The 24,742-nt window shown below is 70.6% G+C and carries 23 protein-coding genes and 4 pseudogenes; 16 read left to right on the forward strand and 11 right to left on the reverse strand.

The genetic code is table 11. The features are described 5' to 3' along the window. Positions 1–324: 324 nt before the first annotated feature. Positions 325–1,107, reverse strand: coding sequence for an HAD family hydrolase (locus tag AY578_RS32525; protein ID WP_019523826.1), 783 nt, complete (start codon positions 1,105–1,107; stop codon positions 325–327). Positions 1,108–1,632: 525 nt separating this feature from the next. Between AY578_RS32525 and AY578_RS32530 the strand changes: the two genes are divergently transcribed. Together AY578_RS32530 and AY578_RS32535 are read left to right on the forward strand one after the other, a co-directional pair. Continuing rightward, a complete protein-coding gene (locus tag AY578_RS32530) occupies positions 1,633–2,385 on the forward strand; it encodes a ScbR family autoregulator-binding transcription factor (protein ID WP_258906807.1) in 753 nt (250 codons plus the stop codon). 342 nt (positions 2,386–2,727) lie between these two features. Continuing rightward, positions 2,728–2,916 carry a hypothetical protein gene (locus AY578_RS32535; RefSeq protein ID WP_202415640.1) on the forward strand — a complete coding sequence of 63 codons (189 nt, stop codon included), beginning with the start codon at positions 2,728–2,730 and terminating at the stop codon, positions 2,914–2,916. A gap of 453 nt (positions 2,917–3,369) precedes the next feature. On the opposite strand, the gene aztA is transcribed toward AY578_RS32535, so the two are convergent. After that, on the reverse strand, positions 3,370–4,113 hold the full coding sequence (gene aztA / locus AY578_RS32540) for a zinc ABC transporter ATP-binding protein AztA (RefSeq protein ID WP_037778432.1): 744 nt from the start codon (positions 4,111–4,113) through the stop codon (positions 3,370–3,372). Positions 4,114–4,128: 15 nt separating this feature from the next. On the opposite strand from aztA, the gene aztB reads away from it, so the two are divergent. The 4 genes from aztB (at position 4,129) to aztD (ending at position 8,486) form a co-directional block, all read left to right on the forward strand. Then, positions 4,129–5,013: a zinc ABC transporter permease AztB gene (gene aztB, locus AY578_RS32545; RefSeq protein WP_161108603.1), complete on the forward strand. Its 885-nt coding sequence runs from the start codon at positions 4,129–4,131 to the stop codon at positions 5,011–5,013. Beyond that, on the forward strand, positions 5,010–6,245 hold the full coding sequence (locus AY578_RS32550) for a hypothetical protein (RefSeq protein ID WP_019523831.1): 1,236 nt from the start codon (positions 5,010–5,012) through the stop codon (positions 6,243–6,245). Before aztB ends, AY578_RS32550 begins: the two co-directional genes overlap by 4 nt. Further along, the gene (aztC, locus tag AY578_RS32555; protein ID WP_028960445.1) at positions 6,242–7,219 is read left to right on the forward strand and encodes a zinc ABC transporter substrate-binding protein AztC; all 978 of its coding nucleotides are present in this window, start codon (positions 6,242–6,244) and stop codon (positions 7,217–7,219) included. Before AY578_RS32550 ends, aztC begins: the two co-directional genes overlap by 4 nt. 64 nt (positions 7,220–7,283) lie before the next feature. After that, positions 7,284–8,486: a zinc metallochaperone AztD gene (gene aztD / locus AY578_RS32560; protein WP_019523833.1), complete on the forward strand. Its 1,203-nt coding sequence runs from the start codon at positions 7,284–7,286 to the stop codon at positions 8,484–8,486. A 428-nt stretch (positions 8,487–8,914) separates the two neighbouring features. Here aztD and AY578_RS32565 read toward each other — a convergent pair whose 3' ends face one another. Next, positions 8,915–9,103 (reverse strand): hypothetical protein, encoded by a 189-nt coding sequence (locus tag AY578_RS32565; RefSeq protein WP_019523834.1) that lies wholly within the window; start codon positions 9,101–9,103, stop codon positions 8,915–8,917. Here AY578_RS32565 and AY578_RS32570 point away from each other — a divergent pair. Next, positions 9,050–9,286: pseudogene (locus AY578_RS32570) on the forward strand (TetR/AcrR family transcriptional regulator); the annotation flags it as partial. The gene AY578_RS32565 and the pseudogene AY578_RS32570 overlap by 54 nt on opposite strands. Positions 9,287–9,396: 110 nt before the next feature. Beyond that, positions 9,397–9,561, forward strand: coding sequence for a hypothetical protein (locus AY578_RS32575; RefSeq protein WP_258906823.1), 165 nt, complete (start codon positions 9,397–9,399; stop codon positions 9,559–9,561). Positions 9,562–9,585: 24 nt separating this feature from the next. Here the strand turns inward: AY578_RS32575 and AY578_RS34200 are convergent, their stop codons facing one another. The 3 genes and pseudogenes from AY578_RS34200 to AY578_RS32585 form a co-directional block, all read right to left on the reverse strand. Next, the gene (locus AY578_RS34200; protein WP_420341326.1) at positions 9,586–9,873 is read right to left on the reverse strand and encodes a DUF7144 family membrane protein; all 288 of its coding nucleotides are present in this window, start codon (positions 9,871–9,873) and stop codon (positions 9,586–9,588) included. A gap of 1,156 nt (positions 9,874–11,029) precedes the next feature. Continuing rightward, positions 11,030–11,265, reverse strand: a pseudogene (gene rpsR, locus AY578_RS32580) (30S ribosomal protein S18). 36 nt (positions 11,266–11,301) lie between these two features. Further along, positions 11,302–12,457 (reverse strand): annotated as a pseudogene (locus AY578_RS32585) (CobW family GTP-binding protein). A 61-nt stretch (positions 12,458–12,518) separates the two neighbouring features. On the opposite strand from AY578_RS32585, the pseudogene rpmB reads away from it, so the two are divergent. Both rpmB and rpsN read left to right on the forward strand, forming a co-directional pair. Beyond that, positions 12,519–12,706, forward strand: a pseudogene (gene rpmB / locus AY578_RS32590) (50S ribosomal protein L28). Next, on the forward strand, positions 12,706–13,008 hold the full coding sequence (gene rpsN, locus AY578_RS32595) for a 30S ribosomal protein S14 (RefSeq protein ID WP_019523839.1): 303 nt from the start codon (positions 12,706–12,708) through the stop codon (positions 13,006–13,008). The pseudogene rpmB and the gene rpsN overlap by 1 nt, the downstream one beginning before the upstream one ends. A 156-nt stretch (positions 13,009–13,164) precedes the next feature. On the opposite strand, the gene AY578_RS32600 is transcribed toward rpsN, so the two are convergent. Continuing rightward, positions 13,165–13,581: a (2Fe-2S) ferredoxin domain-containing protein gene (locus AY578_RS32600; protein WP_258906830.1), complete on the reverse strand. Its 417-nt coding sequence runs from the start codon at positions 13,579–13,581 to the stop codon at positions 13,165–13,167. Continuing rightward, entirely contained in the window at positions 13,578–15,548 is a 1,971-nt protein-coding gene (locus tag AY578_RS32605; protein WP_037778433.1) for a heavy metal translocating P-type ATPase, read from the reverse strand. The genes AY578_RS32600 and AY578_RS32605 overlap by 4 nt, the downstream gene beginning before the upstream one ends. Positions 15,549–15,641: 93 nt before the next feature. On the opposite strand from AY578_RS32605, the gene AY578_RS32610 reads away from it, so the two are divergent. The 3 genes from AY578_RS32610 to AY578_RS32620 all read left to right on the forward strand — a co-directional run bounded on the left by AY578_RS32610 (position 15,642) and on the right by AY578_RS32620 (position 17,412). Next, positions 15,642–16,025, forward strand: a complete 384-nt coding sequence (locus AY578_RS32610; protein ID WP_028960448.1) for an ArsR/SmtB family transcription factor — start codon at positions 15,642–15,644, stop codon at positions 16,023–16,025. A 276-nt stretch (positions 16,026–16,301) separates the two neighbouring features. After that, positions 16,302–16,943, forward strand: a complete 642-nt coding sequence (locus tag AY578_RS32615) for a carbonic anhydrase (protein WP_019523843.1) — start codon at positions 16,302–16,304, stop codon at positions 16,941–16,943. A gap of 154 nt (positions 16,944–17,097) precedes the next feature. Then, positions 17,098–17,412, forward strand: coding sequence for a hypothetical protein (locus AY578_RS32620; protein ID WP_237490755.1), 315 nt, complete (start codon positions 17,098–17,100; stop codon positions 17,410–17,412). A gap of 36 nt (positions 17,413–17,448) precedes the next feature. Here AY578_RS32620 and AY578_RS32625 read toward each other — a convergent pair whose 3' ends face one another. Then, a complete protein-coding gene (locus AY578_RS32625; RefSeq protein WP_161108600.1) occupies positions 17,449–18,423 on the reverse strand; it encodes an L-threonylcarbamoyladenylate synthase in 975 nt (324 codons plus the stop codon). Between the two features lie 358 nt (positions 18,424–18,781). Between AY578_RS32625 and AY578_RS32630 the strand changes: the two genes are divergently transcribed. Next, on the forward strand, positions 18,782–20,392 hold the full coding sequence (locus tag AY578_RS32630; RefSeq protein WP_258906844.1) for an RICIN domain-containing protein: 1,611 nt from the start codon (positions 18,782–18,784) through the stop codon (positions 20,390–20,392). Here AY578_RS32630 and AY578_RS34205 read toward each other — a convergent pair. Next, positions 20,336–21,205 carry a GNAT family N-acetyltransferase gene (locus AY578_RS34205; RefSeq protein ID WP_370879019.1) on the reverse strand — a complete coding sequence of 290 codons (870 nt, stop codon included), beginning with the start codon at positions 21,203–21,205 and terminating at the stop codon, positions 20,336–20,338. The two genes, AY578_RS32630 and AY578_RS34205, sit on opposite strands and share 57 nt — an antisense overlap. A gap of 309 nt (positions 21,206–21,514) precedes the next feature. Further along, positions 21,515–22,492 (reverse strand): mannose-binding protein, encoded by a 978-nt coding sequence (locus AY578_RS32640; protein ID WP_028960450.1) that lies wholly within the window; start codon positions 22,490–22,492, stop codon positions 21,515–21,517. A 300-nt stretch (positions 22,493–22,792) separates the two neighbouring features. Between AY578_RS32640 and AY578_RS32645 the strand changes: the two genes are divergently transcribed. Then, the gene (locus tag AY578_RS32645; protein WP_019523849.1) at positions 22,793–23,449 is read left to right on the forward strand and encodes a type VII secretion system-associated protein; all 657 of its coding nucleotides are present in this window, start codon (positions 22,793–22,795) and stop codon (positions 23,447–23,449) included. Beyond that, positions 23,446–24,669: a ricin-type beta-trefoil lectin domain protein gene (locus tag AY578_RS32650; protein WP_019523850.1), complete on the forward strand. Its 1,224-nt coding sequence runs from the start codon at positions 23,446–23,448 to the stop codon at positions 24,667–24,669. Before AY578_RS32645 ends, AY578_RS32650 begins: the two co-directional genes overlap by 4 nt. The last annotated feature ends 73 nt before the right edge of the window (positions 24,670–24,742 follow it).

Here is a 24,742-nt window from a genome sequence, read left to right on the forward strand (position 1 = left end):
CCTGTTCGGGAAGTGAACGTGGGCGACGAATTCCCAGTACCCCTCGTCCAGGGACCGACGCTCACCCTCCCTCGTCCGGCTTGTCGACGGCCGGCGTCATCTGCGCGACGCTGACCAGGTCGCCTCCGCGGCGGCACGTCGGCCGAGGTGTTCCGGTGGCCGTGCGACAGCGCCGTCGAGGGCGTGCTGGGCGGTATGCACACAGGGCCGGAGGTCGCGGTGACGCACCGGCTCCCCGGCGGGGCCGTTGAAATCAGCCGCCCGGGCGAAGACGGGACTCCGGCAGCCTCATTTCCGGCCGGCGGCAGTCTCCGGCTCGGCCGGTCAGTGCGGACCGTGATGCCCTTGATCCCGGTCGACGTCCGGTGACTGGGGGCGCGGCCAGTCACGTGCCAAGCGCAGCAGTTCCGGATCGTCCAGGGCTGCCACCCAGGCGTCGGCGTGCCCCGTGTTCGCCTGGTCAGACAGCGGGCCCACGCCGAGGACCCGCAGGCCGGCATGCCACGCCGACTCGATGCCGGTGAGGGAGTCCTCGACGGCCAGCGCTGTTTCCGGCCGGACTCCGCACAGACGTGCCGCCGTGGTGTAGACATCCGGCCACGGCTTGGGCCGCACCGCCGGCCCGTGATCGCCGTCCGTCCCGAGTGCGGTCTGACCATCGTCCGGCGGCACCGTAGGCACGACGACGTGGCGGAAGTGGTGGCGCAGCGCTGCGCGGCCGAGGCTCTCCTCCACCACTTCCAGCGGGCAGTTGCTGGCCACGGCCAGCGGCAGCCGCCCGGAGAGGAGGCGCACCATCTCACCGGCACCCGGCATGGTCAGCGGGTCCTCCGCCACGAGGCTCATGAAGTGTGCGAGGAGTGCCGTGGTCAGGTCCGCGGCCAGCTCGGGCTTGTTCGTCTCCTCGGCCATCAGGCGGCCGCAGTCGACGTAGTGCACACCTTTGGCGCGATCGGCGAAGCCCGGGGGAGGCATCAGGCCGAACTCACGGAAGGCGCGGTTGCGTGCGTCCTGCCAATGCCGTTCGGTGTCCATCAGCGTGCCGTCGCAGTCGAAGACGACTGCCTCGGGCGACCAGTCCGACAGGGTTCGGAGTGGCGGTGTCATGAGGCCTCCTGAGGGAGAGGGCTGGAGCGGGAGCACGAGTCGCGCGACTGCGCGGTGAGGCGGCGGACCCCGTGACGAACGGAGCACGGAGATGGCCGGCGCCCTTCGGAGCACACCGGCAAGGACGACTCGCATTTCGGTGCATCAGTCGCAAAGAGAAAACATTGCAACGATTACGATATTTAGCATCCGGGAAACGGCGCAATCACCGTTTCGAGTACTCGCCTCGCAGGTGATCAGGGTGTAAGCGGTTGCCCGGCCCGCCGCCTCCAAGCCTCTGGTGCAGCGTCATCCCCACTGTGAACAAGGCGAGTTGCGAGGTCCGTAAGCGGCGAGGAGCCACGCCCCCGCTTGCGGTGAAAGGGGAAGCCGGCGAACCAGGTGCGGCACCCTGAAGCCACTTTCCACTCTTGGGTGTTCAGATTCGAAAGAAATGCCGCAATCCCGCGTGTGGCTGACGGTTCATTGCTCCGGGCGTACGCGGGCGCACTACATTGTGGGCCGTTCACTACGGAGCCGAACGAGGTGCGCAAGATCTTGCAGGAACGGGCCAGAGCAACCCGCAGATCACTCCTGGAGGCAGCCGCCTGCCTCTTCGCCCAGCAGGGTTACGCGGGCACGAGCGTCAACGACATAAGCGCCCGGTCGGGACGAACCAGCGGATCCGTCTACTTCCACTACGCCAGCAAGGAAGGCATCGCCCAGGCGGTCGTCCGGGAAGGCTTCGCGACCTGGCCGAGCCTCGTCCACCGGTACGACGACCCGAGCGTGCCACCCCTGGAACGCCTCGTCGCATTGAGCTACGACATCGCCCGCGCTCTCGCGGAGGACTCCGTGACACGCGCGGGTGCCCGCCTGTGGGCCGAGCGCCACACCATCAACGTAGAGCTCCCTGACCCCTTCGTCCTCTGGACGACCGCGGTCACACGCCTGCTCGCGCAGGCCCAAGCAGGGGGATGCCTGGCCGCCGGTGTCCGCCCGGCTGCCACTGCCCGCACCCTGGTCCGCGCCTTCTACGGGTTCTGCACCCTCACGGAGGCGCTGGAAGGGTCCCACGCGCTCACCGTCCGCCTCTCCGAATGGTGGCAGCTCACCCTGCCCGCCCTCCAACAGGACCCGCGAGCCGGCCAGGCCCCGACGCGGCCCGCAGCAGCCTCGCCGCCCACCGACAACTGCCCGCCCCCTCACGCGCTGTCCCTGGGAGCGCCCGCTACCGGAGAGCGGAAGCGGACCGCACGCACTTCGGAACGCGCGACGAACTGCCCGGAACGGCAGTGACAGCGCTGAACGTATGGTTCCAGCGCTGTCACGGAGACATCAGCTTTGGCCAGGGACGGTCCGCGGTCCGGGATCGAGGTCGGCCCCTCCCACTCGTCGATCTTCGGGTTGACGACCTCATCATGCTGGTGGGGAGAAACCTGTGCGCGTCTTGCTCGTCGAACGTGGCGGCGCGGACGTTGCCAGTTGTCTTGTTGCTGCCGCCGAACGACCTACGACACCAGCGATCTCGTCAAACGGGACGCCGAACACATCGTGCTGCGCTGGCAGGACATCACTCACGGCTCACCAGGCTGGGCGGTGCACCAGCGTGGGGGCGAAACGAAGGGACCGGACGGCTGGGTGGTGCGGCAGGTTTTCACCGAGACCCCGCAGTACCCCGTCGACTACGCGGTCGGCAACCACTTCGTGGCCACGCATGACCGCTCCCCGTTCGTCACCCGTCCGTGCATCCAGCGGCGGGGCATCGACCGGTACGACACGCTCGACGCGCTGGTTGGACGACGGAACGCCCGGGCCGGGACCGGATGACGCAGACCGTCGGGCCGCACGAGGTGCCCGAGCTGCTCGACAACGTCTTCGGGATCCGCACGGACCCTGGGGAAGCCCGACTGCTGGAGACCCGGCTGAGGGAGCTGGACTCCGCCCAGCACCGCCCCGGACCCACACCTAAAGCGGACCTGATCGGTCGCCCAGTCACCTGCCCGCTATCGCCGGCACAGAGCCCCTGCCGGCGTCGCTCGTGACGAGCCGGGCCGCCTCCGCCTCCGCCTCCGCCTCCAGCAGATGGCCGGCCGCACGGTACCGGTCCGGACACCTTCCGCCGGGTTGCCGAGGCCGCTCTGGGAAAGATTCGTTCGAAGACGGACAGCGGCAGCCGGCCTCGGCGGTGCGTTCAGGGTTCCGGTGACGTGCACCGGGCGAGTGCCCGCCCCCGGCCGGCGATCTCGGCGGGGCGGTAGGTGTTGGCTGCGCTGCCGGTCCTCAGAGTGTTTGCCAGAGGCGGGCCAGTGCCGATGTGGTGAGGACCTGGTCAGGATGCCCCTGTCCGGCGAGGCGGCCGTCCTGGAGCAGGAGGCAGGCGTCCGCCGTGCGTGCGACCGTCAGGTCGTGTGTGGCCTGGACGACCGTCACCCCGTCGGCGACGAGTGCCGTCACCAGTGCCCCGATCCGCTCCCTCGCTTCAGGATCCAGACCTGTGGTCGGCTCATCGAGGAGCAGAAGGTCCGACTCCTGTGCCAATCCTTGCGCAAGGAGCGCGCGTTGACGCTGCCCACCCGACAGTTCGCCCAGCTGACGTGAGGCGAGGTCCCGGATCTCGAGCCGGTCGAGCGCCGCGTCCACGGCCGCGTGGTCCTGGCGGGTCAGCCGACGCCACGGGCCGCGGTCACCCCAGCGCCCCATTTCCACGGTCTGCCGGACGGTGAGCGGCAGGGCGTCACCGACGGCTCCGCGTTGCGGTACGAACGCGGGCGGCCGGTATCCAATGCGGCGGAGATCACCGGATGTCGGATGGATCACACCGGCGAGCACGCCGAGCAGGGTCGACTTGCCGCTGCCGTTCGGCCCCACGAGCACAGTGTTGGCCAACTCCGGTATCTCCGCGCTGATTTCACGAAGCACCGGGCGACCTGGGTAACCGGCGCACAACCCGCAGAAGGAGAGGTGGGCGGTCCGCCCGGAGGGCAAGGAGCGTGAGGGGCGCGCTTTAGTGAACATGATTTTCATTGTAGTGTCCCTCGCATGGAATGGCTGACGGCCCCTTTCGAAGTGAGCTTTGTGCAACGAGCCCTGTGGGGCGGGGTATTGGTGTCCGCGATTTGCGCGTCGGCGGGCACCTGGGTGGTGCTGAGGGGCATGGCCTTCCTCGGTGACGCCATGTCCCACGGGTTGCTGCCGGGCGTCGCGCTGGCCGCGCTGCTCGGCGGGAACCTGATGGTGGGGGCCGTGGCCAGCGCCGTCGTCATGACGGCCGGCGTCACCGCGCTCGGCCGCACACCGAGGCTGTCCCAGGACACCGGCATCGGGCTGCTGTTCGTGGGGATGCTCTCGCTTGGCGTGATCATCGTCTCGCGCTCGCAGTCCTTCGCGGTCGACCTGACCGGCTTTCTCTTCGGTGACGTGCTCGCCGTCCGGCAGCAGGACCTCCTCGTTCTCGCCGCGGCGTTGCTCGCGGCGCTGGTGGTATCGGTCCTCGGCCACCGAGTCTTCCTGGCCCTGGCGTTCGACGAGCGCAAGGCGCACACCCTGGGTCTGCGGCCGCGCCTGGCCCACGCCGTGCTGCTCGGCCTTCTCGGTCTGGCGATCGTGGCCTCGTTCCACATAGTCGGAACACTGCTCGTCCTCGGGCTGCTCATCGCACCGTCGGCGGCCGCTTTGCCCTGGGCCCGCAGCGTGCGCGGAGTCATGGCGCTCGCCGCCCTGCTCGGCGCCACCGCCACGTTCGGCGGGCTGCTTCTGTCCTGGCACTTGAGCACCGCCGCCGGCGCGACCGTCGCGGCGCTCGCGGTGAGCCTGTTCTTCCTCTCCCACATGGTGTCCGGCCTGCGTGACCGCCGTGCGCGCCACACCCCCGCCCCGGCCCCCGTACTCAAGTCGACTGAAAGAAGTCAGAGGCGATCGCCATGACCGTACGCAGAAACGTCTCCCCGTGGGCATCGACCGCGCTGGTGCTCACCGCGCTGCTCACCACGAGTTGTGGAGGCGCGGGCAGCAACACCGCATCTCGCGGAGCGAGTTCCCCGTCCGCCGTCCCGCACGGACACGTCGAGGGAGCCCGGGAGGCCGCCGAGCAGCAGTCCCGGCTCCTCCTCAACGACCCCGTCGGCGGCGACACCAGGATCCTCGACCTCGTCACCGGCCAGGTGCACACGACGGCACAGGTGAAGGACACCGTTCGGCTGGGAACCGACGGCAGGTTCGGTTACCTCCACACACCCGGAGGCACGCACGTCCTCGACAGCGGTGTCTGGATGGTGGACCACGGGGACCACGTCCACTACTACAGCGCGGCGACACGGGACGTGGGCGAGCTTCCCGCAGGAAGCCGCGCCCAGGTGCGCAGCGACGCCGCCGTGACCGCGGTGACCGACGAGGGCGGGCGCGCCCTCCTGTACGACCGCAGCGAACTGGAGCAGGGGAAGATCACATCTCCCGTGACGCTGCCGGGCACCCACATCGGCGCCGTCGTCCCGTACGAGGAGCACCTGCTCGCCTTCAGGAACAGGAGCGGCACCGCCGAACTCGTCGTCCTCGACCGCAGGGGAAAGCGCGTCGCCTCACCGGGCGTGACGTGCGCGGAGCCCCGAGGGGACGCTGTGACCAGGCGCGGCGTGATTTTCGGCTGCGCCGACGGCGCCCTGCTCGTCCGCGCACACAACGGTGCCTTCACCGCCGAGGTGATCCCGTACGGCACACATGCCCCCGCGACGGAACGGGCCACCGCCTTCCGTCATCGGCCCGGCAGCGACACGCTCACCGCCGCGGCCGGAGACGACGCCGTCTGGGTCCTCGACGTCGCCGAACGGGCCTGGACGCGGGTGGACACCGGACCGGTCGTCGCGGTCAACACCGCCGGAGAGGGGTCCCCGTTGCTCGTCTTGGAGACCGACGGCTCGCTGCACGGCTACGACATCGCAACCGGAGAACAGACGGCGCGAACCAAGTCGCTGCTGACAGGAGGGACATGGGCCCGTACCGACGGCAGCGCCCCCGTCATCGAAGTGGACCGCAGCCGCGCCTACGTCAACGACCCTGAAAGCAAGAAGGTGTTCGAGATCGACTACAACGACGGCCTGCGCATCGCGCGCTCCTTCGACCTGGACATCAGGCCCGTTCTCATGGCGGAGACCGGACGATGAGCCGCACCGGCGCGAAGCAGCACGTACGGGTGGGCATCGCCCGCCTGCGCCACCTGATCGCGGGACTTCTCGCCCTCGTGACAGCCGCTACCACCACCGCCTGCACCACCGGCGGCGACCGGCCCGACATCGTCGTCACCACCAACATCCTCGGCGACGTCACCCGGGAGATCGTCGGTGGTGAAGCCGACGTCACCGTCCTGATGAAGCCCAACGCCGACCCGCACTCCTTCGGTCTGTCGGCGGTGCAGGCCGCCGAGCTGGAACGCGCCGACCTGATTGTCCACAACGGTCTGGGGCTCGAGGAGAACGTACTGCGGCATGTGGACGCCGCCCGCGAGTCCGGCGTCGCCACCTTCGCCGCCGGCGAGGTGGCCGGCCCGCTCACCTTCCACACCGCCGGCGACGCCGGCCCCGAGGGCGATGCAGGACAGCCCGACCCGCACTTCTGGACCGACCCCGACCGGATGCGCAAGGTCACCGCCCTGCTCGCCGACCAGGTCGTCGAACACGTCGACGGCGTCGACGCCGACACCGTGCGCGCCAACGCCGACCGCTATGCGAAGCAACTCACCGAGCTCACCGCCTGGATGGAGAGGTCGTTCGGCCGCGTCCCCGCGGACCGGAGGGCCCTCGTCACCAACCACCACGTCTTCGGCTACCTCGCCGACCGCTTCGGCCTCCGCGTGATCGGCGCGGTCATCCCGAGCGGCACCACGCTGGCCTCACCCAGCTCCTCCGACCTGCGCTCCCTCACCGAGGCAGTGGACAGGGCAGGCGTACGCACCGTCTTCGCCGACTCCTCCCAGCCCCAGCGCCTCGCCGAGGTACTGCGGAGGGAGCTGGGCGGCGGGGTTCGCGTCGTCCAGTTGTACTCGGAGTCCTTGACCGCCAAGGGCGGGGGCGCCGACACCTACCTGCGGATGATGCGCGCCAACACCACCGCCATGGTCACCGGCCTGACCGGCCGCTGACCCCTCCGAGCCGGCACGTCACCCCTCCATGCCGCCGTCGCGCGGTGCAGAAAGGATTACACCGATGAACAAGTCGATACGCGTCACAACGCTCACGGGCACGGCGCTGGCCCTGGCGGTCACCACCGTCCTGACCGCCTGCGGCGGGGGGAACTCCTCCGCCTCCGGTACCACGTCCGACGGGACCCCGACCGCCACCCCCCCGGTGGCGGTCAGGAATCCGCTGGTCGCCACCTTCGACGGCGGTCTGTACATCCTCGACGGAAAGAGCCTCAAGCTCGCCAAGACCATCGACCTGCCCGGCTTCAACCGGATCAACCCCGCGGGCGACCAGGACCACGTCGTCGTGTCCACCGACAGCGGGTTCCGCGTCCTGAACGCCACCGACCAGGCCCTCACCGACATCGAGTACCAGGGCCCCAAGCCCGGCCACGTAGTACGCCACGCCGGAAAGACCGTGCTCTTCACCGACGGCACCGGAGAGGTCAACGTCTTCGACCCCGCCGATCTGAGCAGTGGCAAGAACCCGGAAGGCCGCACCTACACCTCCGCCGAAGCACACCACGGTGTCGCCATCGAACTGGCCAATGGCGAACTCCTCACCACCTTGGGCACCGAGGAGAAGCGCACCGGCGCGCTGGTGCTGGACGAGAACAACAAGGAGATCGCGCGCAACGAGAACTGTCCCGGCGTCCATGGCGAGGCGGCAGCCAAGAACGAGGCCGTCGGACTCGGCTGCGAGGACGGCATCCTGATCTACAAGGACGGCAGGTTCACCAAGATCGACGCCCCCGACGACTACGGCCGCATCGGCAACCAGGCCGGCAGCGACGCCTCGCCGGTCCTGCTGGGCGACTACAAGACCGACCCCGAGGCCGAGCTGGAGCGGCCCACCCGCGTCTCCCTCATCGACACCGAGAAGAAGCAGCTGCGCCTCGTCGACCTGGGCGTGAGCTACTCCTTCCGTTCGCTGGGCCGTGGTCCGCACGGCGAGGCCCTGGTCCTGGGCACCGACGGTGCCCTGCACGTCATCGATCCGACCACCGGCAGGATCGAGAAGAAGATCCCGGTCGTGGGCGAGTGGCGGGAGCCGCTGGACTGGCAGCAGGCCCGGCCCACCCTGTTCGTCCGCGGGCACGTCGCGTACGTCTCCGAGCCCGGCAAGAAGGCGCTCCACGCCGTCGATGTGGAGACGGGGAAGAAGATCACCTCTGTCACCCTGCCGGAGAGCACCAATGAACTGTCGGGCGTCGTCGCCGGACACTGACGGCGCGACATGCCCTCGCCACAGCGGCCCGCCGCGGGCCGCTGTGGCCGCTCTCCACCTTGACGATGTGCGCCTCGCCGTCACCACGCCCGGTGGCGGCGACCCGGCCGGACCTCGTGGGACGGGCGGTGGCCCTCCTCTGCGAGGCGTGCGGGGCGGCCGGGTCCCCAGCGGGTACGGGATCAGCCGTGCTTCGTCCGCCGGTACCCTCGACACCGCGTGGCCGCGGCAGAGTTAGCTGGTCAGCCCGGTGGGCTCGCGGAAGAGGGCCGGTGCGGCGAGGAACCGCCACGTTCGCTGCGGATTCGCCCACGGGACGGCGGTCGCCGTGCCTCTGGCGACGGGGCCCCTCGCATGCGCACCGGTGGCCCAGGCCGGCGAGGCTGCCGGTTCCCGGCTCGCCCACCGTCCTCGCCCCTTCCGGTTGCTCACTTCTGCTGCAAGGCCTGGCGCATCCAGTGGAGGCGCTCCAGGGAGCGGCGGCGCATCCACAGGACCCAGAAGCACAGCGCGACCATGCCGGCGGCGAACACAAGAGGGAGGACGAGGGACCCGCTGACGGCGAGGTCGCCCTCATCGGCGCCGAGTTGGACCGCCTCCTGGGCCTCGACGAACAACAGACCCTCGACCTGGTATCCACCGCCACCGGCATGGCCGGCCCCCTGTGGCAGATGGCCACCCCGGGCCCCCGCCTCCGCGAGCTCTACACCACCGACCCCCGGCTCGGCCACGCCGTCGTCGAGGTGGAACCTCGCCTGCGCCGCATACTCACCGCGTTCCTCACCGGAACGAGAGCCTGACCGCCCGCTCAGGACTCGCGCGGGCAACGCGGATCCCGTCACAGGGCCGGGTCGACCCGCCCACCGGCCGCCCTCGCCCATATCGCCCAGTGAGGGTGACGGAGCCCTTCATGCCCGAGGCGCTGTTCGACTCCCAACTCGCCACGCTGTCGAACCCGGACGAACGAGGAATCGGGCTGGACGCCGCGTCAGCACCGTCCGTCACCCCCCGAACAGCCCTGGAACATGCATCACCGGCTCCGCCACCCGAACGTTTCCTCACGCATCCGCTGTGAACCGTGCCAAACCAAAAATAATGATCAGGTCGAGCGCCTCACGCTGATCGACCACAGTGGGTAATAGGGGATGAACATGAACTGGGTCACCAGACTGACCGCAGCCGCCGTCACACCGGCCGGACGGCGCCAACTCATACCGCGGAGCATCCCCACCCCCACGATCACCACCGCGACGCCGACGACAAGATGGATCCAGCCCCAACTGGTGAGGTCGAACCGGTACTCGTAGTCCGGGGCACCCCGTAGAGGCGGTCCTTCGCGATGCCCGCGACGCCCTGAAGGATGGTGAGCACGCCGCTGAGGAGCCACGGCACTGCGAAGTACCTCATTGGCCCGGCCTCGTGGCGCTCACCTTGTGTGTCTTCGGTCCTCTGCCGTGCTCCGTGAGGCATGTCCACCATGACGTGTCAACCCTTCGTATCGGCGCGGCCGTCACCGAGCGCCTCACACGCGGGCGGGACAGCGGGCGTATCCATCACGGTCACAGCATCACGCGGAAGCAACCCCGCGGCGACCGCACCGGGGCATACGGGTCTGTGCCGACGCCTCGCGTCCGTGGGCGCCTGCTTCAGTCGACCAGACGCAGGCTCACTCGCCAAGCGAAACGCTCAGGCGTAGTCGCTCAGTCTCACGCTTTCGTCCACGGTCCGAAAGCTCGACCGGACGCTGGATGCCGGTGAAGCGAACCTCGTCCAGGCTGCAGCCGCCGCGGCCACCGTCCTGGAGGGCCACCTCCTTCAAGATTTCACGCAGCCGTGCGCGGGCACTGCCGGCCGCCCGGCGGCCGGCAGTGTGGCCAGGGGGAAGGGATGGACATCCGGTCGCCGGACAGCGAGCGGGCTCGAACCGATGTGTTCGCCCGGGCAGTGGTACGTGCCGAGCCCGGATTCCCGAGTCGAACCCGCCCGCCGCAGTCGCACGGTGTTTGACAGTGACGAACGCATATGCCCTGAGCGCGTGACCTCCCGATGCCGTACGCGTTGGAATGGTGGTCACGCAACCTCTCCCCCCGCACGGGGGCGTGATCATGGGCGAGGGCCCGGGGAGCCGGCCCCCCCGGCCACGGGCCCTCACCTCCTCGGTCACAGTCGACGCCGTGGTGGACATCGGAAGGCACCTGGCCCGGCAGCGGACGCCGGTGGTTCCCGAAGCCCGGCCCGACGGGCGCAGAAGCTCCTCACGGAAGACTGCGGGGCCTCCTCCAGACCGCTCGCCAACGACTCGGCGGACCGATCGTGCCGGGCTGGGGACAGCCTGAGCCTTCACTCGACGGCCGGGATGCGCCCCACATCGCCGACTGCGACTGGTTCACCGTCTTCCAACTCGCGCCCTGGGCATCTGGCCGGTGCCGGGGCTACGCCGGCTCCGGTACCGACACGACGTCCTCGACGGCTGTTTGACCGGCACCGGTCCGCGCACATCATCATGACGACATCACGCAGTGATGGCCAGTAGCGGTCGCTTCTCACCGGCTCGAGCACGGAAGGAGCGCCATCTCCCGGGCTTCTCGACCGCCGTGGCGATCTGTCGTTGCTGCTGGGCCGTGACGTGGGTGACGCGGCGGCTGCGTATCTTGCCGCGGTCGGAGATGAACTTTCGCAGCAGGTCGGTGTTCTTGTAGTCGATCTAGGTGATCCCGGCCGCCTCCAGCGTGCTGGGGCGGGACTTCAGCGGCTTGCGGGGGCCTTGGCAGGGGGCCATGGTGCTCCTTCTGTGTCGGGGCGGATGGGGCCGGTTCTACGTGACGGGGTCGAGGAGGGAGCCGAATGCGGCCGGGAGTTCTTTCCAGGCTTCGGGTCCCGCCGTGTACTCGGCGTCGGTGAGCAGGCAGGACTCCAGCACCCGCGCGAGTCCGTCACGGTCCAGGCCGGGGGAGGTGAAGACGAGGTGCTGGCAACGGTCGTCGTGGTCGGGGTGCCAGTCGAGTGCGGCGGCCGCTCGGCGTACGGGCGGGACCGCCTCCCAGGCGGCGTCCGGCAGTGAGGCGAGCCACGGACCGGCGCTCTCCACGCACAGCGCTCCGCCGGCGGCGTCCCAGGCGAGCAGGGTGTCCGGGTGGTCGGCGAGCCAGAACCTTCCGCGGCTGCGGACTGCGGCGCAGCAGAGGTCTTCCAGCGCCTGGTAGAGGCGTTCGGGATGGAACGGGCGGTGCCGACGCCAGACGATGGTGGTGATGCCTGCCTCGTCGGCCTCCTGGGGGAGCAGCCGCACAGGCCGGATGCTGGGCGGCGGCGGCCGCCTCCACGTCGAATCCTGCGAAGGCCAGCCGGGCGAGCTCTGCGGAGTCGGCGCTCACCCGACGGGCGGTGGGGTGGAGTTGGGTGAGAAGCGCACGGTCCTCGTCGTCGGCGTCCTCGCTCTCCACGACGGCGAGGACGGGGGCGTACTCCAGTTGCCTGGCCCAGGTGTCGCCGACCGTGCGCTGGTCGCCGGCCGCGGCCGCGAGGCCCGCCTCGGCCAGGTCGTCGCCTTTGCCGAGGCAGGGCAGGACGAGGGCGGGATCGACCGCCGTGATCACGTTGGTGAGCCGGACCGCGTCAGCACCGTGCTGGAGGACCACCTCGGCCATTCCCCTGGGTTCGACCGAGTCCCACAGCTCGACGACGGCGAGCCGGGTGATGCCGGCATCGGCGAGCCGATCCAACTCGGGGACCAGGTCCTCGCGCAGCGCGCAGCATGCGCAGTCGTTGACCAGCGGGGCCTCTTCTCGGGACAACTCACCCGAAGCGTCGCGCACCTGGCGCAGAACGGTGCCGTCGGCCGCACTGGACAGGTCGTGATGGAGGGCGACGCTGTGGGGCACCAGGTGCAGGAGGCGCTCCACGACCTTGCGGCGTGCCTGGGAGCGGAGCCCGGCGACGATGACGACAGGGAGTCCGGTACCGCCGCGCATCAGCTGACTCCGCGTCGACCGTACCGGCGCTCGAAGCGCTCGACCGGGCTTCGGCAACACCATCTCCCACTCGCATCGGCGCACTTCGCGCCGCTTCGACCGCCCAACATTCAGCGCAAGCGCTACTGGCTGCCCAGCGAGGGGCGGCATGTCCGGCTGACGCTCAGCGCGAAGGCGATCAAGACCGTCGACAGCATCGGCATCGAGGCTGCGATGGCCCGCATCAGCGCCCGAGGGGAGAAGGTCTGATGGCCAAGAAGAGCAAGATCGCGCAGAACGAGAAGCGCAAGGCGACGGTCGAGCGGTACGCGGCCCGCCGGGCGGAGCTGAAGGAGATCATCCGCAGGCCGTCCTCCACCGACGCCGAACGCCGGGCCGCAGCGGAAGAACTGCGGCGCCAGCCCCGCAACGCGAGCGCGACCCGAGTGCGTAACCGGGACAGGGTGGACGGGCGACCACGCGGTCACCTCCGGAAGTTCGGCCTGTCGCGCGTCCGCGTGCGGGAACAGGCCCACGCCGGCTTCCTGCCCGGGGTCACCAAGTCCTCCTGATAATCACTCCGTCCGCGCGACGGGCGACGGTCCGGCCATGACTCGGTGAAGTCATGGCCGGATCTCCGGCTGAGCGTTCCCTGCGGATGCGCGAACCCGCACCCCCGGCACTCGTCGCAGGGCCCTGGACTCTCGGGCGCGAGGGCCCTAAGCGCCCTACTCGTCGAGCTCGGCGCGTACTCGGCGCGAGGGGCTGAAGGTGTAGAGGCCGAGGATGCCGGGCGGATCGGTGACGCCCGGGCCGCCGCTCGCGACCCAGGCGGCGATGTCAGCGGCGGCGTCCCGGTCGTTGACCAGGCCGAGCCAGGCGGGCCGGCCGCCGGCCCTGCGGCCGGTGGCGGAGGGCTGGATGACGATGACGTTGGCGCGCTCGCATGCGCCGAGGCAGTCGGTCACCCGCACCCTTGCCGCCCCGCCCACGGCCTGCCGCAGGACACGCAGTTGTGCGGCGTGATCGAGTCCGGGGATCTTCGGTGTTCCGCAGCAGCAGCCGCGGCATACCGTGACCGTGGGCCGTTCTGCTCCCGCCCCGGCTCCGCGGGCGGGGACGCGACGGCGGGAGCGCTTGCTCACTCGGCGCCCCGTCGGGCCGGGTTGGTCCAGGCGGCTTCGCGCAGCAGACGCAGGCCGTTGAGACCGACGATGACGGTGGAGCCCTCGTGCCCGGCGACGCCGAGCGGCAGCGGCAGGGTGGCGATGAGGTCCCAGACCACCAGCGTGGTGATGAAGACGCTGGCGATGACGAGATTCTGGACGACCAGGCGGCGGGCGGTTCGCGAGAGGGCGACGACGGTGGGGATGGCGGCGAGTTCGTCGCGGACGACGACGGCGTCGGCGGTTTCCAGGGCGAGGTCGGAGCCGGCCTTGCCCATGGCGATGCCGGTGTGCGCGGCGGCCAGGGCGGGCGCGTCGTTGACGCCGTCGCCGACCACCAGCACCTTGCGGCCTTCGCCTTCCCACTTCTGTACGGCGGCGGCCTTGTCCTGCGGGAGCAGCCCGGCGCGGATGTCGGTGATGCCAACTTGGGCGGCGAGGTGGCGGGCGGCGCATTCGTTGTCGCCGGTCAGCAGGACCGGACTTCGGCCGGTCAGCTTGGTGAGTGCAGTGACGGTGGCGGCGGCGTCCGGCCGTAGCCGGTCGGCGATGCCGATCACCCCGACCGGGCTGTTGTCGCGCAGGACGAGGACCGCGGTCTGTCCGGTCCCCTCCAGCTCCGCCACCGCCGCAGACACGGGCCTGGGGGCGGCCGGAAGGCGGGAGGGCGATCCGACCTGGACGGTGCGACCTGCGACGGTGGCGCTCACGCCCTGTCCGGGGGTGGAGGTGAAGTCGAGCGCCTCGGGCAGCGGCAGGCGGCGTTCGCGGGCGGCGTCGACGACCGCGCGGGCGAGCGGGTGCTCGCTGAGGTGCTCGGTGGCGGCCGCCAGTGCGAGCAGACCGTCTTCGTCCAGCCGGGAGCCGGGCAGGGGACGGATATCGGTGACGCGGGGCGTGCCCTCGGTCAGGGTGCCGGTCTTGTCGAGGGCGACCGCGTCGACCTGGCCCAGGCGCTCCATCACGACGGCGGACTTGGCCAGGACGCCGTGGCGGCCGGCGTTGGCGATGGCGGACAGCAGCGGCGGCATGGTGGACAGCACGACTGCGCAGGGAGAGGCCACGATCATGAATGTCATCGCGCGGAGCAGGGCGGGCTGGAGAGCGGAGCCGAAGGCGAGCGGGATCGCGAAGACGGCGAGGGTCGCGATGACCATGCCGATCGAGTACCGCTGCTCGATCTTCTCGATGAACAGCTGGGTGGGGGCCTTGGTCTCGGAGGCTTCCTCGACCATCTTCACGATCCGGGCGATGACCGAGTCCGCCGGATCCCGCTCGACGCGCACGCGCAGGGCGCCGGTGCCGTTGACCGTGCCGGCGAACACCTCGTCGCCGGCCTGCTTGGCGACGGGCAGGGGCTCGCCGGTGATGGTGGCCTGGTCGACGTCGCTCGCGCCGTCCAGGACCTGGCCGTCGGCGCCGACCCGCTCGCCGGGCCGCACCAGGATGACGTCGCCGACCTTCAGGTCCTTGGCGGCGACGGTTTCCTCGCCGCCGGGCACCAGCCTGGTCGCCGTCGTCGGCGTGAGGTCGAGCAGCCCCCGCACGGAGTCCGCCGTGCGGGCGGTCGCCACCGCCTCCAGGGCGCCGGAGGTCGCGAAGATCACGATCAGCAGCGCCCCGTCCAGGACCTGCCCGATGGCCGCGGCGCCGAGAGCGGCCACCACCATCAGCAGATCCACGTCCAAAGTCTTGCCCTTCAGGGCCTCCAGGCCCTCCCACCCGGGCTCCCAGCCGCCTGTGACGTAGGTAGCAGCGAACAGCGGACCCCACAGCCACGCAGGAGCGCCGAGCAGGTTGAGCGGGAGGGCGATCAGGAACAGGACCAGCGAGGCCAGTGCCCACCGGGCCTCCGGCAGTGTCAGCACCCGGGGGCGCCGCGGGGGCGGAGCCGGGCGTGGCCCGGCCGCCGTCGGCGCGGGCCGCTGGTCCAGGACAGAAGGCATGACAAAGCAACCCTTCGCGGGTGGACGGGGCAACACGTCCACCATACATGAATGCCTGAACAGGTCTTCAGGTGTTGTGAGTATGATGTCCGCATGGGCCACGGAACCGACACCAGCAGCGCCACCACCCGAGAGCGCCTCGACGCCGTCGGCGCCGCCGACGTCGCCGCCGCCCTCCAGGCCCTCGCCACACCCTCGCGGCTCTACATCCTGGCCCGTCTGCAGGAAGGCGCCTGTTCGGTGAGCGACCTCGCGGAGGCCGTCGGCATGGAAGCCTCCGCCTGCTCCCATCAGCTCCGCCTGCTACGCAACCTCGGACTGGTCACCGGCGAGCGTCACGGACGCTCGATCGTCTACGCCCTGCACGACAACCACGTCGCCGAGCTCCTCGACCAGGCCCTGTACCACGTCGAGCACCTGCGCCTGGGTGTCCGCGACATCCCCGCCGCCCCGGCCGAGCCCGCCGTCGCCGACTGATACGCCGGGTCGCTACCGGGGCAGTTCCTGTCAGTTGCCTGCCTGGTGGGCTTCGAAGCGTGGTGCCGGAGAGGCCGACGGGCGCCCTGCGGTCTGACGACTGCATGAGGTATACGTGCAGAGCCGCACCGTTCAGGGGGTTGCCGCAGGGCTCAAGCGGCATGGCTGCCCAGCCCGGCGCCTGGGGATGATGCCTGAGCCGTCAGTTTCAGCCGATCCGGCGATGACCTATGGGCCCATGCGGTCACGGTTGGTGCCGACTCGTAAGCTGCCGCCATGAGTGAGATCCAGACCCCGACGCCCCGCGATGCCTTCGAGCTGCTGCTGGCCGGTAATCAGCGCTTCGTCTCGGGCACATCCGAGCACCCGAACCAAGACGCCGCCCGCCGCGCCGAGACCGCACCGTCCCAGCAGCCTTTCGCCGTGCTGTTCGGATGTTCCGACTCCCGGCTGGCCGCCGAAATCATCTTCGACCGAGGGCTGGGCGACCTGTTCGTGGTGCGCACCGCCGGCCACGTCATGGGTCCGGAGGTGCTGGGCAGTATCGAGTTCGGCGTGGAGGTGCTCGGCTGCCCGCTGGTCGTGATCCTCGGGCATGACTCGTGCGGCGCGGTCGGCGCGGCGTGCGCTGCGCTGGAGGACGGCATGACGCCGGCCGGGTACGTCCGGGACGTCGTCGAGCGGGTGACCCCCAGCGTGCTGGCCGCCCGGGCCGCCGGACGGGTCGAGCCGGAGGAGGTCCTCGCCGAGCACGTAAGGCACACCGCCGACCTGTTGCTGGACCGCTCCCGGGTCCTGGCCGACAAGGTCGCCGTCGGCCGGACCGCCGTGGTGGGCCTGCGCTACCGCCTGGCCGACGGCACCGCGGAGCTCGTCGCCTCCCACGGTCTCCAAGCGGCGGGGATCGCCGTGTCCTGACCGCTCAACGGGACGTGCCGTCGCGTCGCGGGGCGCGCTGACGGCACTCCTGGGCAAGAATGCACAGGTGCAGCCACTGCCGGTCCCCTGCCCCGCTCACCTTGTCCCGGACGCCACCGGTACGGATGCCTTCCACGACGCCTACCGCACTGCCATGGCGCACAACGCTGTATTCGTCGCCATCGAAGCCGAGGGTCAGCACTGGACCGTGAAGGCGGACACCCTCACCGCCGGCCCCGGCCGCGGGGTCACCGATGCCGTCAACGATGCCATCCGGACTGCGATCCTCCGGCTGGTTGACGCCCGCGAGGTCGATTTCGGCGCCTACACGGGACCCGTCTATTTCATGATGCATGGCCTGCGGGACGAAGAACGAGTTCGCGAACTCGCCGCCGCACTCCATGCTGCCCTGCACGAAGACCTGGAACCCCTGTCCCGTGCCGTCCCCCCTGCATCGAGCCTCAGGTGACAGCCGCCAACGTCTCCCGCATGGCGTCGATGCTGCTCACACCGTGGACCGGGGCCCCGCGGCACGGCGGAGTCGGTTGGCGATCGCCAGTCCCAGCCCTTCCTCCACCGGCAGGGAGGCGACGATGAGATCACATCCCCGCTGGTCGAGTTCGCGTAGGAACCCGTACAGCCCCCGCGCGTAGGCGGCCATAGAGGCGGGCACCGCCACCATGGCGTGCGCCTTCACCGGGACGTCGGAGAGGGTGGGCGGAAGAAGGACGCCGACGTGGTGCCCCGACTCCTGCGCGAGCTCGGCTTCGGCGAGGACCTTCTCCGGCTCCACGACGACGACCCGGGCGCGCGGTGCGTAATGGGAGGGATGCTGACCGGGCACCCGAATGTGGCTGGTCGCGGGGAGCGCGAGCGGACGCCCCGACGTTGCTTCGAGGTCCTCGCGCGTCACGCCGCCGGGCCGCAGAATGCTCGGGGTCTCGCCGGTGGCGTCGACGATGGACGACTCGACGCCGACCTCGCAAGGGCCGCCGTCCAGCACGAAGTCAACGGCATCACCCAGCTCGGCACGGACGTGGTCCGCCGTGGTGGGGCTGACCGAGCCGAAGCGGTTGGCTGACGGTGCCGTGACACCGCCGCCGAAGGCCGACAGCAGCGCGAGGGCGACGGGATGGTCGGGTACGCGAACGGCCACTGTCTCCAGGCCACCCGTCGCTTCGAGGGGCACGCGGTGACCGCGCCGCAGGACCAGCGTGAGCGGTCCCGGCCAGAAGCGTTCGGCCAGCAGGCGCGCCGCCGGGGGCACGTCCTCGACCCAGTCGTCCAGATGGCCCGCGTCGCCGATGTGGACGAGCAGGGGGTGGGAGGGCGGGCGCCCCTTGACCTGGAAGATGCGTGAGACAGCGGTGGGATCCTCGGCGTTGGCGCCCAGACCGTAAACGGTCTCGGTGGGGAGGGCCACCAGGCCGCCGGCGCGCAGCACCTCGGCCGCCTTCTCGATGTCACTGGTTCTTGCCATCACTCTCGCGATACTCCCACCGCTCCGCTCGTAGGGAGTCCACGTCCTGCCTGCGGGCTGCTCCCGGCAAGATCCGTGCGAAGACGGACCCGGTTGCCGCCCCCCCACGAGTTGCTCGTGGTGCTCTTGCGCTCTCTCGACAGCAGCAGGCTGGAGCGCCCACCACCCCCGGCAGCCGCAGACAGGCGTCGCGCAAAGGGAGGGCCACTGTGTCATCGAGACCTTCTTGCAGGCAGCTCATGAGTTACCCACGGAAACCCTTTCGCCGCGACCTGCCCTGCGCCACCATGAGCCGTCATACCCGCCGGTACGTCAGGTCTGGACGCGGGGTCGTACGGTTGCAAGGGGAGGCGGCGGGATGGCTCGGGCCGACGGCGACAGGGATCGTGGCGAGGCGGAGTCCGGTCACGGGAACCACGAGGGCGCGTCCGACGCGCGGCTTGCCGAGGTGCTGCGCGCTGATACGGTCACGGCGTATCCGGCGCTCCAGGAACTGCGCGCCCGTCATCATCCGCATGTCCTCGCCTACGCCAGGCTGTGCACTCCCAACGAGTCCATGGCACGGCAGCTGGCGGCCCAGGCGTTCACGCTGGCGGCCCGTCGGACCGCCCGCGGAATCGACTCGGGACTGCCCTGGCGCCACCAACTCCTCCTGCTGGTCGCCCGGTTGGCCGGGTCCTGGACGAGGGACGGTCGGGCAGCCGGCCTGGACGCGGGGCTGTTGCTCGTCCTGAACTCGGTCGGCCCCTCCGGCCCCGTGGTCCCCATGCTCGCGGCGTTTCAGTCCTTGTCCTCCCGTACTCAGGGCCTCATCTGGTACGGGATCGTCGAGCGGGAGCCTGCGGAAACGACGGCCGTCCTCCTCGGTCTGACCCGGGAGGACGTCACTTACGGTACAGACGCGGCGCTGCAGCAGCTGGCCCGTGCCTGCCTGCGCGCCCGCCTCACCGCCTCCGAGGACCCGGACTGCCCCGACTTCGGCCGCCTCATCGAGGAGTCCATTCGGCCGGACAGCCCTCGTGACAGCGCCGATCTGCAGGCCCACATGACGCATTGCCCGCACTGCACGACGGCATACGAGGAGCTGGCGGCCCTGCGGGACGAACCGCGCACGGCGCTGGCGGAGGGGCTGCTTCCATGGGGCGGCACGGGGTACGCGGCGGGGGGCCCGGTCGAGCGGGCGGCCGGTGACACCGGCGTGTGGTGGGCCGGGTCCGGCCCTGCCGGACCCGGCAGGGAATCGGAGGACGGGGAACGGGCACCGGATCGCCGGCGCACCGTGCTGGTGTCGGCGGTGCTGGGGGCGGCCCTGCTGGTGACGGTGTTCCTGGTGGCGCAGGGCCGATCACCGTCGCCTGACCCGGTGGGCTCGGCGAACACTCAGGTGAGTACACCGCCGGTGGCGGTGACGGTGACGGCTACGGTGTCCAAGACGCCGTCGTCGGTCTCAACCTCACCGTCACCCTCGCCGTCGCGGACCTCGAAGCCGCCCTCCCCGACAAGGAGTCCGTCACCGACGAAGACGGCGAGCCCGAAACCGCCGCCCTCCTCCACGCGCCCGCTCTCCGGTTCGTTCGTGCAGGTGGTGAACGTCGCTTCGGGCCTGTGTCTGGATGTGAGCGGCGCCTTCTCCAACGGAAGCGATGTGATCACGGCCCCCTGCTCGTCGTCACGTACCCAGCGCTGGCGCGTCGACGACGACCGCGGGTTGCTCCAGTCGGCCGCCGGGCCCGACTTTTGCCTGGACAGCCGGGGAGCGACGCACCGCGGCGTCGGGATCTGGGAGTGCGACTCGGTGGAGGGCCGCAACGGCCGGAACCTGATGTTCGTGGTGGACGAGGACGGGCTGATCCGCCCGGTCATCGCCTTCGGTACGGCCGTCACCCCGGACGGCGGAGCTGGGGACGGGCTGTCACTGGAGTCGGCGGGCGGAGGCACCGGGCAGCGGTGGCGGGCGGGGGCCGCCTGATCGGATCTCGCGCCCGTTGCGCTGCTGGATCTGCCCCAGCGGGCGCCGGGTGAGAGGCGGCCGATGCCGTCTCGGCGCAGAGTTCCGCGACGGTGGCCGTCGCCGTCGCCGTCGGTGGAGGGCATGCGGTGCGGGACGGCGCATCACTTGCTGCCAGGTACGGGCTCGGACCAACGCCCGCCACCCCGGCGTACTCGCCCCACAAGGCCGGGAACGCGCTCGTGCCCGCGGCGAGAAGAGTGTCCGCCGGCAGTGACGCCCCCTCGTTGCCGCAGCCTGAGCTCGCGGTCGATCCCGCCGTGCCCGGGCGTGCAGATCAAGCGGTGGCCAGGCTCTTCGCCATGACCCGTTTCCTGCCCACCCCATCGGGGAGAAGACCGCTGGGCTCACCCGAATCCGTGAAAACGTGCCGCTCGTAGAGCGCGGTCGCCCTGCGTTGTCCGCCATGACGGACAACCGCAGCGTCGTGGCACCGCGCTCCGCCGCCCACCGCTCGACCGCCTGGATCAGGTAGTCACCCACGCCTTTTCCGCGAGCCATGGGATCGACCCACATCGAGATCAACTCCACGTCTTCTGCTCCCCCGCCCGGCACTCCGCCGGCCATGCCCACCGGGAGGCCGTCGAGAAGGGCGACCAGATCGTGCGCGCCAGGAGTCGACAGACGCGCACGCCCGCGTTCCTCCCGGTCGCCGGAGCCCTGCCACTGGGCCGGCGTCGGCCCGAACGCGTAGGGCGCCTCAGCGAGCGCGGCCAGTCGCAACTCCCGCCGCAGGGGCCAGTCGTCTGCTTCCGCGGTGCGTAGTTCAAGCATGATTCAGACCCTGTCAGCCTGGCGGGGTGCAGCGAGTTGATCACGGCCACGCGAACGAGGGAGTTCAGCCTTGCCACCGGTCGGGACGGGGGAGGCGTTCGAGGCATCATCAGCAGCCCCAGCGTCGTCGGCGGTACCCCGGCCGGCTGCACGCGTGATCTCACCCGTTGGTTGAGGAGCGGCACTCGGCGCATGAGGAGGGCAAAGAGCAGCACCACGCTCTTCTGCCACGCCATGCGCATCACGGACCTCTCGGTGTCCGGGCGCGTGATGGGCACCGTGCGGTACACGGCCCAGTCGGCCCGTGGATCAGGTCGACCAGAGGACATTGCCGGAGTGGGCGATGACCACCTTGCCGTCCTCGCGCAGGATCAGCTCGGCTCCTTCGTTGCCCCAGGTGTCGGAGGCCCAGATCGGTCGGTCGTCGCCGTTGTGGATGACGAGGTTGCCGTCGGACTGGAAGATGGCCCGGTGGTTCTCGCCGAAGGTCATCGACGCCCAGGTGGGCTTGTTCTTCTCGTTGTAGACGACGAGGTTGCCGTCGGGCTGCATCACCATGCGGATGCGGTTGGTGGTCCAGGCCTGGTTGACCTCCAGAATGCTGACGGCGCGGACTGTCGAGGCCGTCCAGGCGGGCTTGGGGGTCGGCTTGGCCTCCGGCTTCGGCGTGACCTTCTTCGCCGGTGCGCTCGTCGTGGGCTCGGGCCTCGGCGCCGGCGGTGGAGCGACGGCCTTGACCGGCGCGCTCGGCTTGGGCTTCTCCTCGGTCGGCGTCGGGGTGGGCTTCTCCGCGACGTAGTCGTCAAGGGCGGCGCCGGCCGACCCCGGATCCAGCACGGTGTCCGACTTCCCCGCGGCCAACTCCTTGGTGCTGTCCGGCCGTTTGTCGTCGTCCGCGCCACCCGCGAGCAGCAGCGGTACGGCTATCAGGGCCGCTCCGACAATCCCGGCCACGGCGAGGACCGGTTTGCGTGGACGCCCGCTGTCGACGCCGCTCGCGGTCCTGGCCGGGACCGCCGGCACGGCGGCCGCCGCGACGGCCGTGCGCTCCTCGTCCGCCGTCGACTCGGCCGACTCCCTCGCCTGTGACCCGCCCGTCCCCGCGGCTGTCGTGGCCGCCTCGGCGGGGGTGCCGGGAGCGGACGAGGCCTCCGAGGTGGCCGCGGTGCGCTCGTCCTGCGCGGCCGGGGTGTCCGGGCCGGCCGGAGCGGTGGTCGACTGCGCGGTGTCCGGGGAGGCAGCGGCCTGGGTCGCGTTCGCGCTACTGGCGGGCTTCTGTACGGACATGCGAATACTCCCTGGGGGCGGAGCGCGTCGGATCCGACGGCTCACTGACGTGCCGAACATAGCTCTTACGGGCGCCCGACCCACTCCTGTCCCGGCAATACCGTCCGTCACAATGTCCGGGTGCGGGCGACTACTCCCGCAAAGTCTCCTGACCGGGCGGGAAACGGGCATGTCAGAGCCCGGTTCGGGCATCGTGCGGCGGCCCAACACACAGGGCGTTGTGGCATTCTGGTGGCTCCGACGGATCAACGTCGGTTCGTGGAACCAAGAGTTCAGGTGGACATGCGGCCCGGAGAGCACATGGAGGCCACATCCGGCACCCCGGCCCCGTCAACCGGTTCCGGCGCCGTCGAGGCCGACGGCATCCGCGCGATACCCGAGGCCGTCCGCGCCGCGGCTCGGCAGGCGCCCGGCCACTGGATCGGCGTGGTCGATCCGGAGTGGACCGAGGAGCGGACTCCGCCGGATTGGGCGGTGCTGGGGGAGTGGCGGTCGGACGACGACGGTGACGTCGGCACCTTCCGCGCCAACCCTGCATACCGCCCCTCCGCCCGCGCCCTCGGCTGGCCCGAGCCCACCGACCCCGTGGACGCGGCGGCACAGCGTGCCGCGACCGGATACGGCTCCGTGGAGGAGGCCGTCGCCGCGCTCGCGGCCGCCGAGGTCGCCGTCGTAGCGGGGCCGGACGGCATCCCGCTGGTCGCCGCGGGTCAGGACGGAGAATCCGTGGTGCTCGTGTTCACCTCACCGGCACACGCGTTCATGTCCCCCACACTTCGCCATGACACCCTTCCCGTCCGGGATCTGATCCGTTCCCTGACTCATCCCCCCGCCATCTCGCTGCTGGTCAACGCCGGTGCGGTCGCCCCCCTCCTCGTTCCGGCGAACCGCGTCCCGATGCACCGCGGCGAGGATCCGGCAGGCCCCTGGCCCCACACATCCGGGAGGTACCCGTGACACGTCCGACGCACCAGCCCCCCGCGTCCGCGGCTGCGCGTACGGAGTCCGCCCCCCACGGCGAGCGGTCCTCCTCCGCCGAACCCCGAACGAGTGCGTCGGCGGACGAGCGTACCGAGTCCGCCGTCACGGCCGAGCATTCCTCCGGTCCCGGTTCCGGCGGCGGCGCAGAGCCGGGTCCTGCGGCGAAGCCCGAATCCGAGGCCGCCTCGGCGAGTGAGGCCGAAGCCCCGGCGGAGAAGGCCGAGGCTCAGGCCGCGGCCGTCGCCCCGGCGACGGCCTCAGAAGCCCGGACCGCCACCGACACCGACATCGGCAGCGCCTCCGTCGCCAAGAGCCGGCTCCCCCTGCTCGTGCGGACCATCACCGCCACGGCCATCGACAAACCCGACGACGCGGTCAAGCCGGTGGGACGGCCGGGCCGGGCGGTGCTGGCCGCCGCCGCGGTGGGAGGCTCGCTGCTCGTCGCGGCGCCGTTCCTGCTCCTCGGGGCGGACGGCGACAAGGAGGAGAGGACGTCGACGACCGCGGCGACCGTCCTCGGCGGGGACACGGAGGACGAGACGGGCGACTTCGCGGTCAGCTCTCCCGAGCCGCACGACTCGGCGGACAAGAAGGAGACCCAGAAACCGAAGGCGGCACCGGGACTGAACCCCGACACCGAGGCCGGGAGGAAGGAAAACCCGGACAAGGCCGCCGAAGACGCGGCGAAGAAGGCGGAAGCGCAGAAGAAGGCGGAGGCGGAGAAGGACCGGGAGAGGGCGGCCGCCGCCAAGGACTCCGCGAAGGACACCGCCAAGCCGGCCCAGGACAACGCCCCGGCGGGGCCCACCCTCAGTTTCCCCGTGTCGTTCCACAGCCATCTCTCCGGCCGTTGCATCGACGTACCCGGCAGTGACTTCTCCGACGGGAAGGCGCTGTGGATGTGGGACTGCAACAACGCCGACGCGCAGAAGTTCCAGTTCGCCTCCGACGGCACCCTCCGTACGCAGGGACTCTGCATGGACGTGGCGGGCGCCAACTTCACCAAGGGCACCACCATCCAGCTCGCCCGCTGCACCGGCGTCGCCGCGCAGAAGTTTGCGCTCAACGAAGCCCACGACCTCGTGAACACGGCCGTGGGCATGTGCGTAGAGATTCAAGGCCACGACCGCAACGCCAAGGCCCGTGTGCAACTGTGGACCTGCACGGGGCTGGACAACCAGAAATGGAGCGTCTGAACCGGCAAGCGGCCGCGTTCGCTGCCCGTTCGACGGCGCCCTGCCCAAGACGCAGACTGAGCAAGGAGGTTCG

Origin of the sequence: Streptomyces thermocarboxydus, from assembly GCF_024760485.1 — a bacterium.
GTDB classification, from domain to species: Bacteria; Actinomycetota; Actinomycetes; order Streptomycetales; family Streptomycetaceae; genus Streptomyces; species Streptomyces cellulosae.

Bases quoted from the DNA above. Each gene is read 5' to 3' on its own strand.
- AY578_RS32525 (WP_019523826.1), bottom strand. From the start codon at position 1,107: ATGACACCGCCACTCCGAACCCTGTCGGACTGGTCGCCCGAGGCAGTC.
- aztA (WP_037778432.1), bottom strand. From the start codon at position 4,113: ATGAAAATCATGTTCACTAAAGCGCGCCCCTCACGCTCCTTGCCCTCC.
- aztB (WP_161108603.1), top strand. From the start codon at position 4,129: ATGGAATGGCTGACGGCCCCTTTCGAAGTGAGCTTTGTGCAACGAGCC.
- AY578_RS32550 (WP_019523831.1), top strand. From the start codon at position 5,010: ATGACCGTACGCAGAAACGTCTCCCCGTGGGCATCGACCGCGCTGGTG.
- aztC (WP_028960445.1), top strand. From the start codon at position 6,242: ATGAGCCGCACCGGCGCGAAGCAGCACGTACGGGTGGGCATCGCCCGC.
- aztD (WP_019523833.1), top strand. From the start codon at position 7,284: ATGAACAAGTCGATACGCGTCACAACGCTCACGGGCACGGCGCTGGCC.
- AY578_RS32575 (WP_258906823.1), top strand. From the start codon at position 9,397: ATGCCCGAGGCGCTGTTCGACTCCCAACTCGCCACGCTGTCGAACCCG.
- rpsN (WP_019523839.1), top strand. From the start codon at position 12,706: ATGGCCAAGAAGAGCAAGATCGCGCAGAACGAGAAGCGCAAGGCGACG.
- AY578_RS32605 (WP_037778433.1), bottom strand. From the start codon at position 15,548: ATGCCTTCTGTCCTGGACCAGCGGCCCGCGCCGACGGCGGCCGGGCCA.
- AY578_RS32610 (WP_028960448.1), top strand. From the start codon at position 15,642: ATGGGCCACGGAACCGACACCAGCAGCGCCACCACCCGAGAGCGCCTC.
- AY578_RS32615 (WP_019523843.1), top strand. From the start codon at position 16,302: ATGAGTGAGATCCAGACCCCGACGCCCCGCGATGCCTTCGAGCTGCTG.
- AY578_RS32620 (WP_237490755.1), top strand. From the start codon at position 17,098: ATGGCGCACAACGCTGTATTCGTCGCCATCGAAGCCGAGGGTCAGCAC.
- AY578_RS32625 (WP_161108600.1), bottom strand. From the start codon at position 18,423: ATGGCAAGAACCAGTGACATCGAGAAGGCGGCCGAGGTGCTGCGCGCC.
- AY578_RS32630 (WP_258906844.1), top strand. From the start codon at position 18,782: ATGGCTCGGGCCGACGGCGACAGGGATCGTGGCGAGGCGGAGTCCGGT.
- AY578_RS34205 (WP_370879019.1), bottom strand. From the start codon at position 21,205: ATGCTTGAACTACGCACCGCGGAAGCAGACGACTGGCCCCTGCGGCGG.
- AY578_RS32640 (WP_028960450.1), bottom strand. From the start codon at position 22,492: ATGTCCGTACAGAAGCCCGCCAGTAGCGCGAACGCGACCCAGGCCGCT.
- AY578_RS32645 (WP_019523849.1), top strand. From the start codon at position 22,793: ATGGAGGCCACATCCGGCACCCCGGCCCCGTCAACCGGTTCCGGCGCC.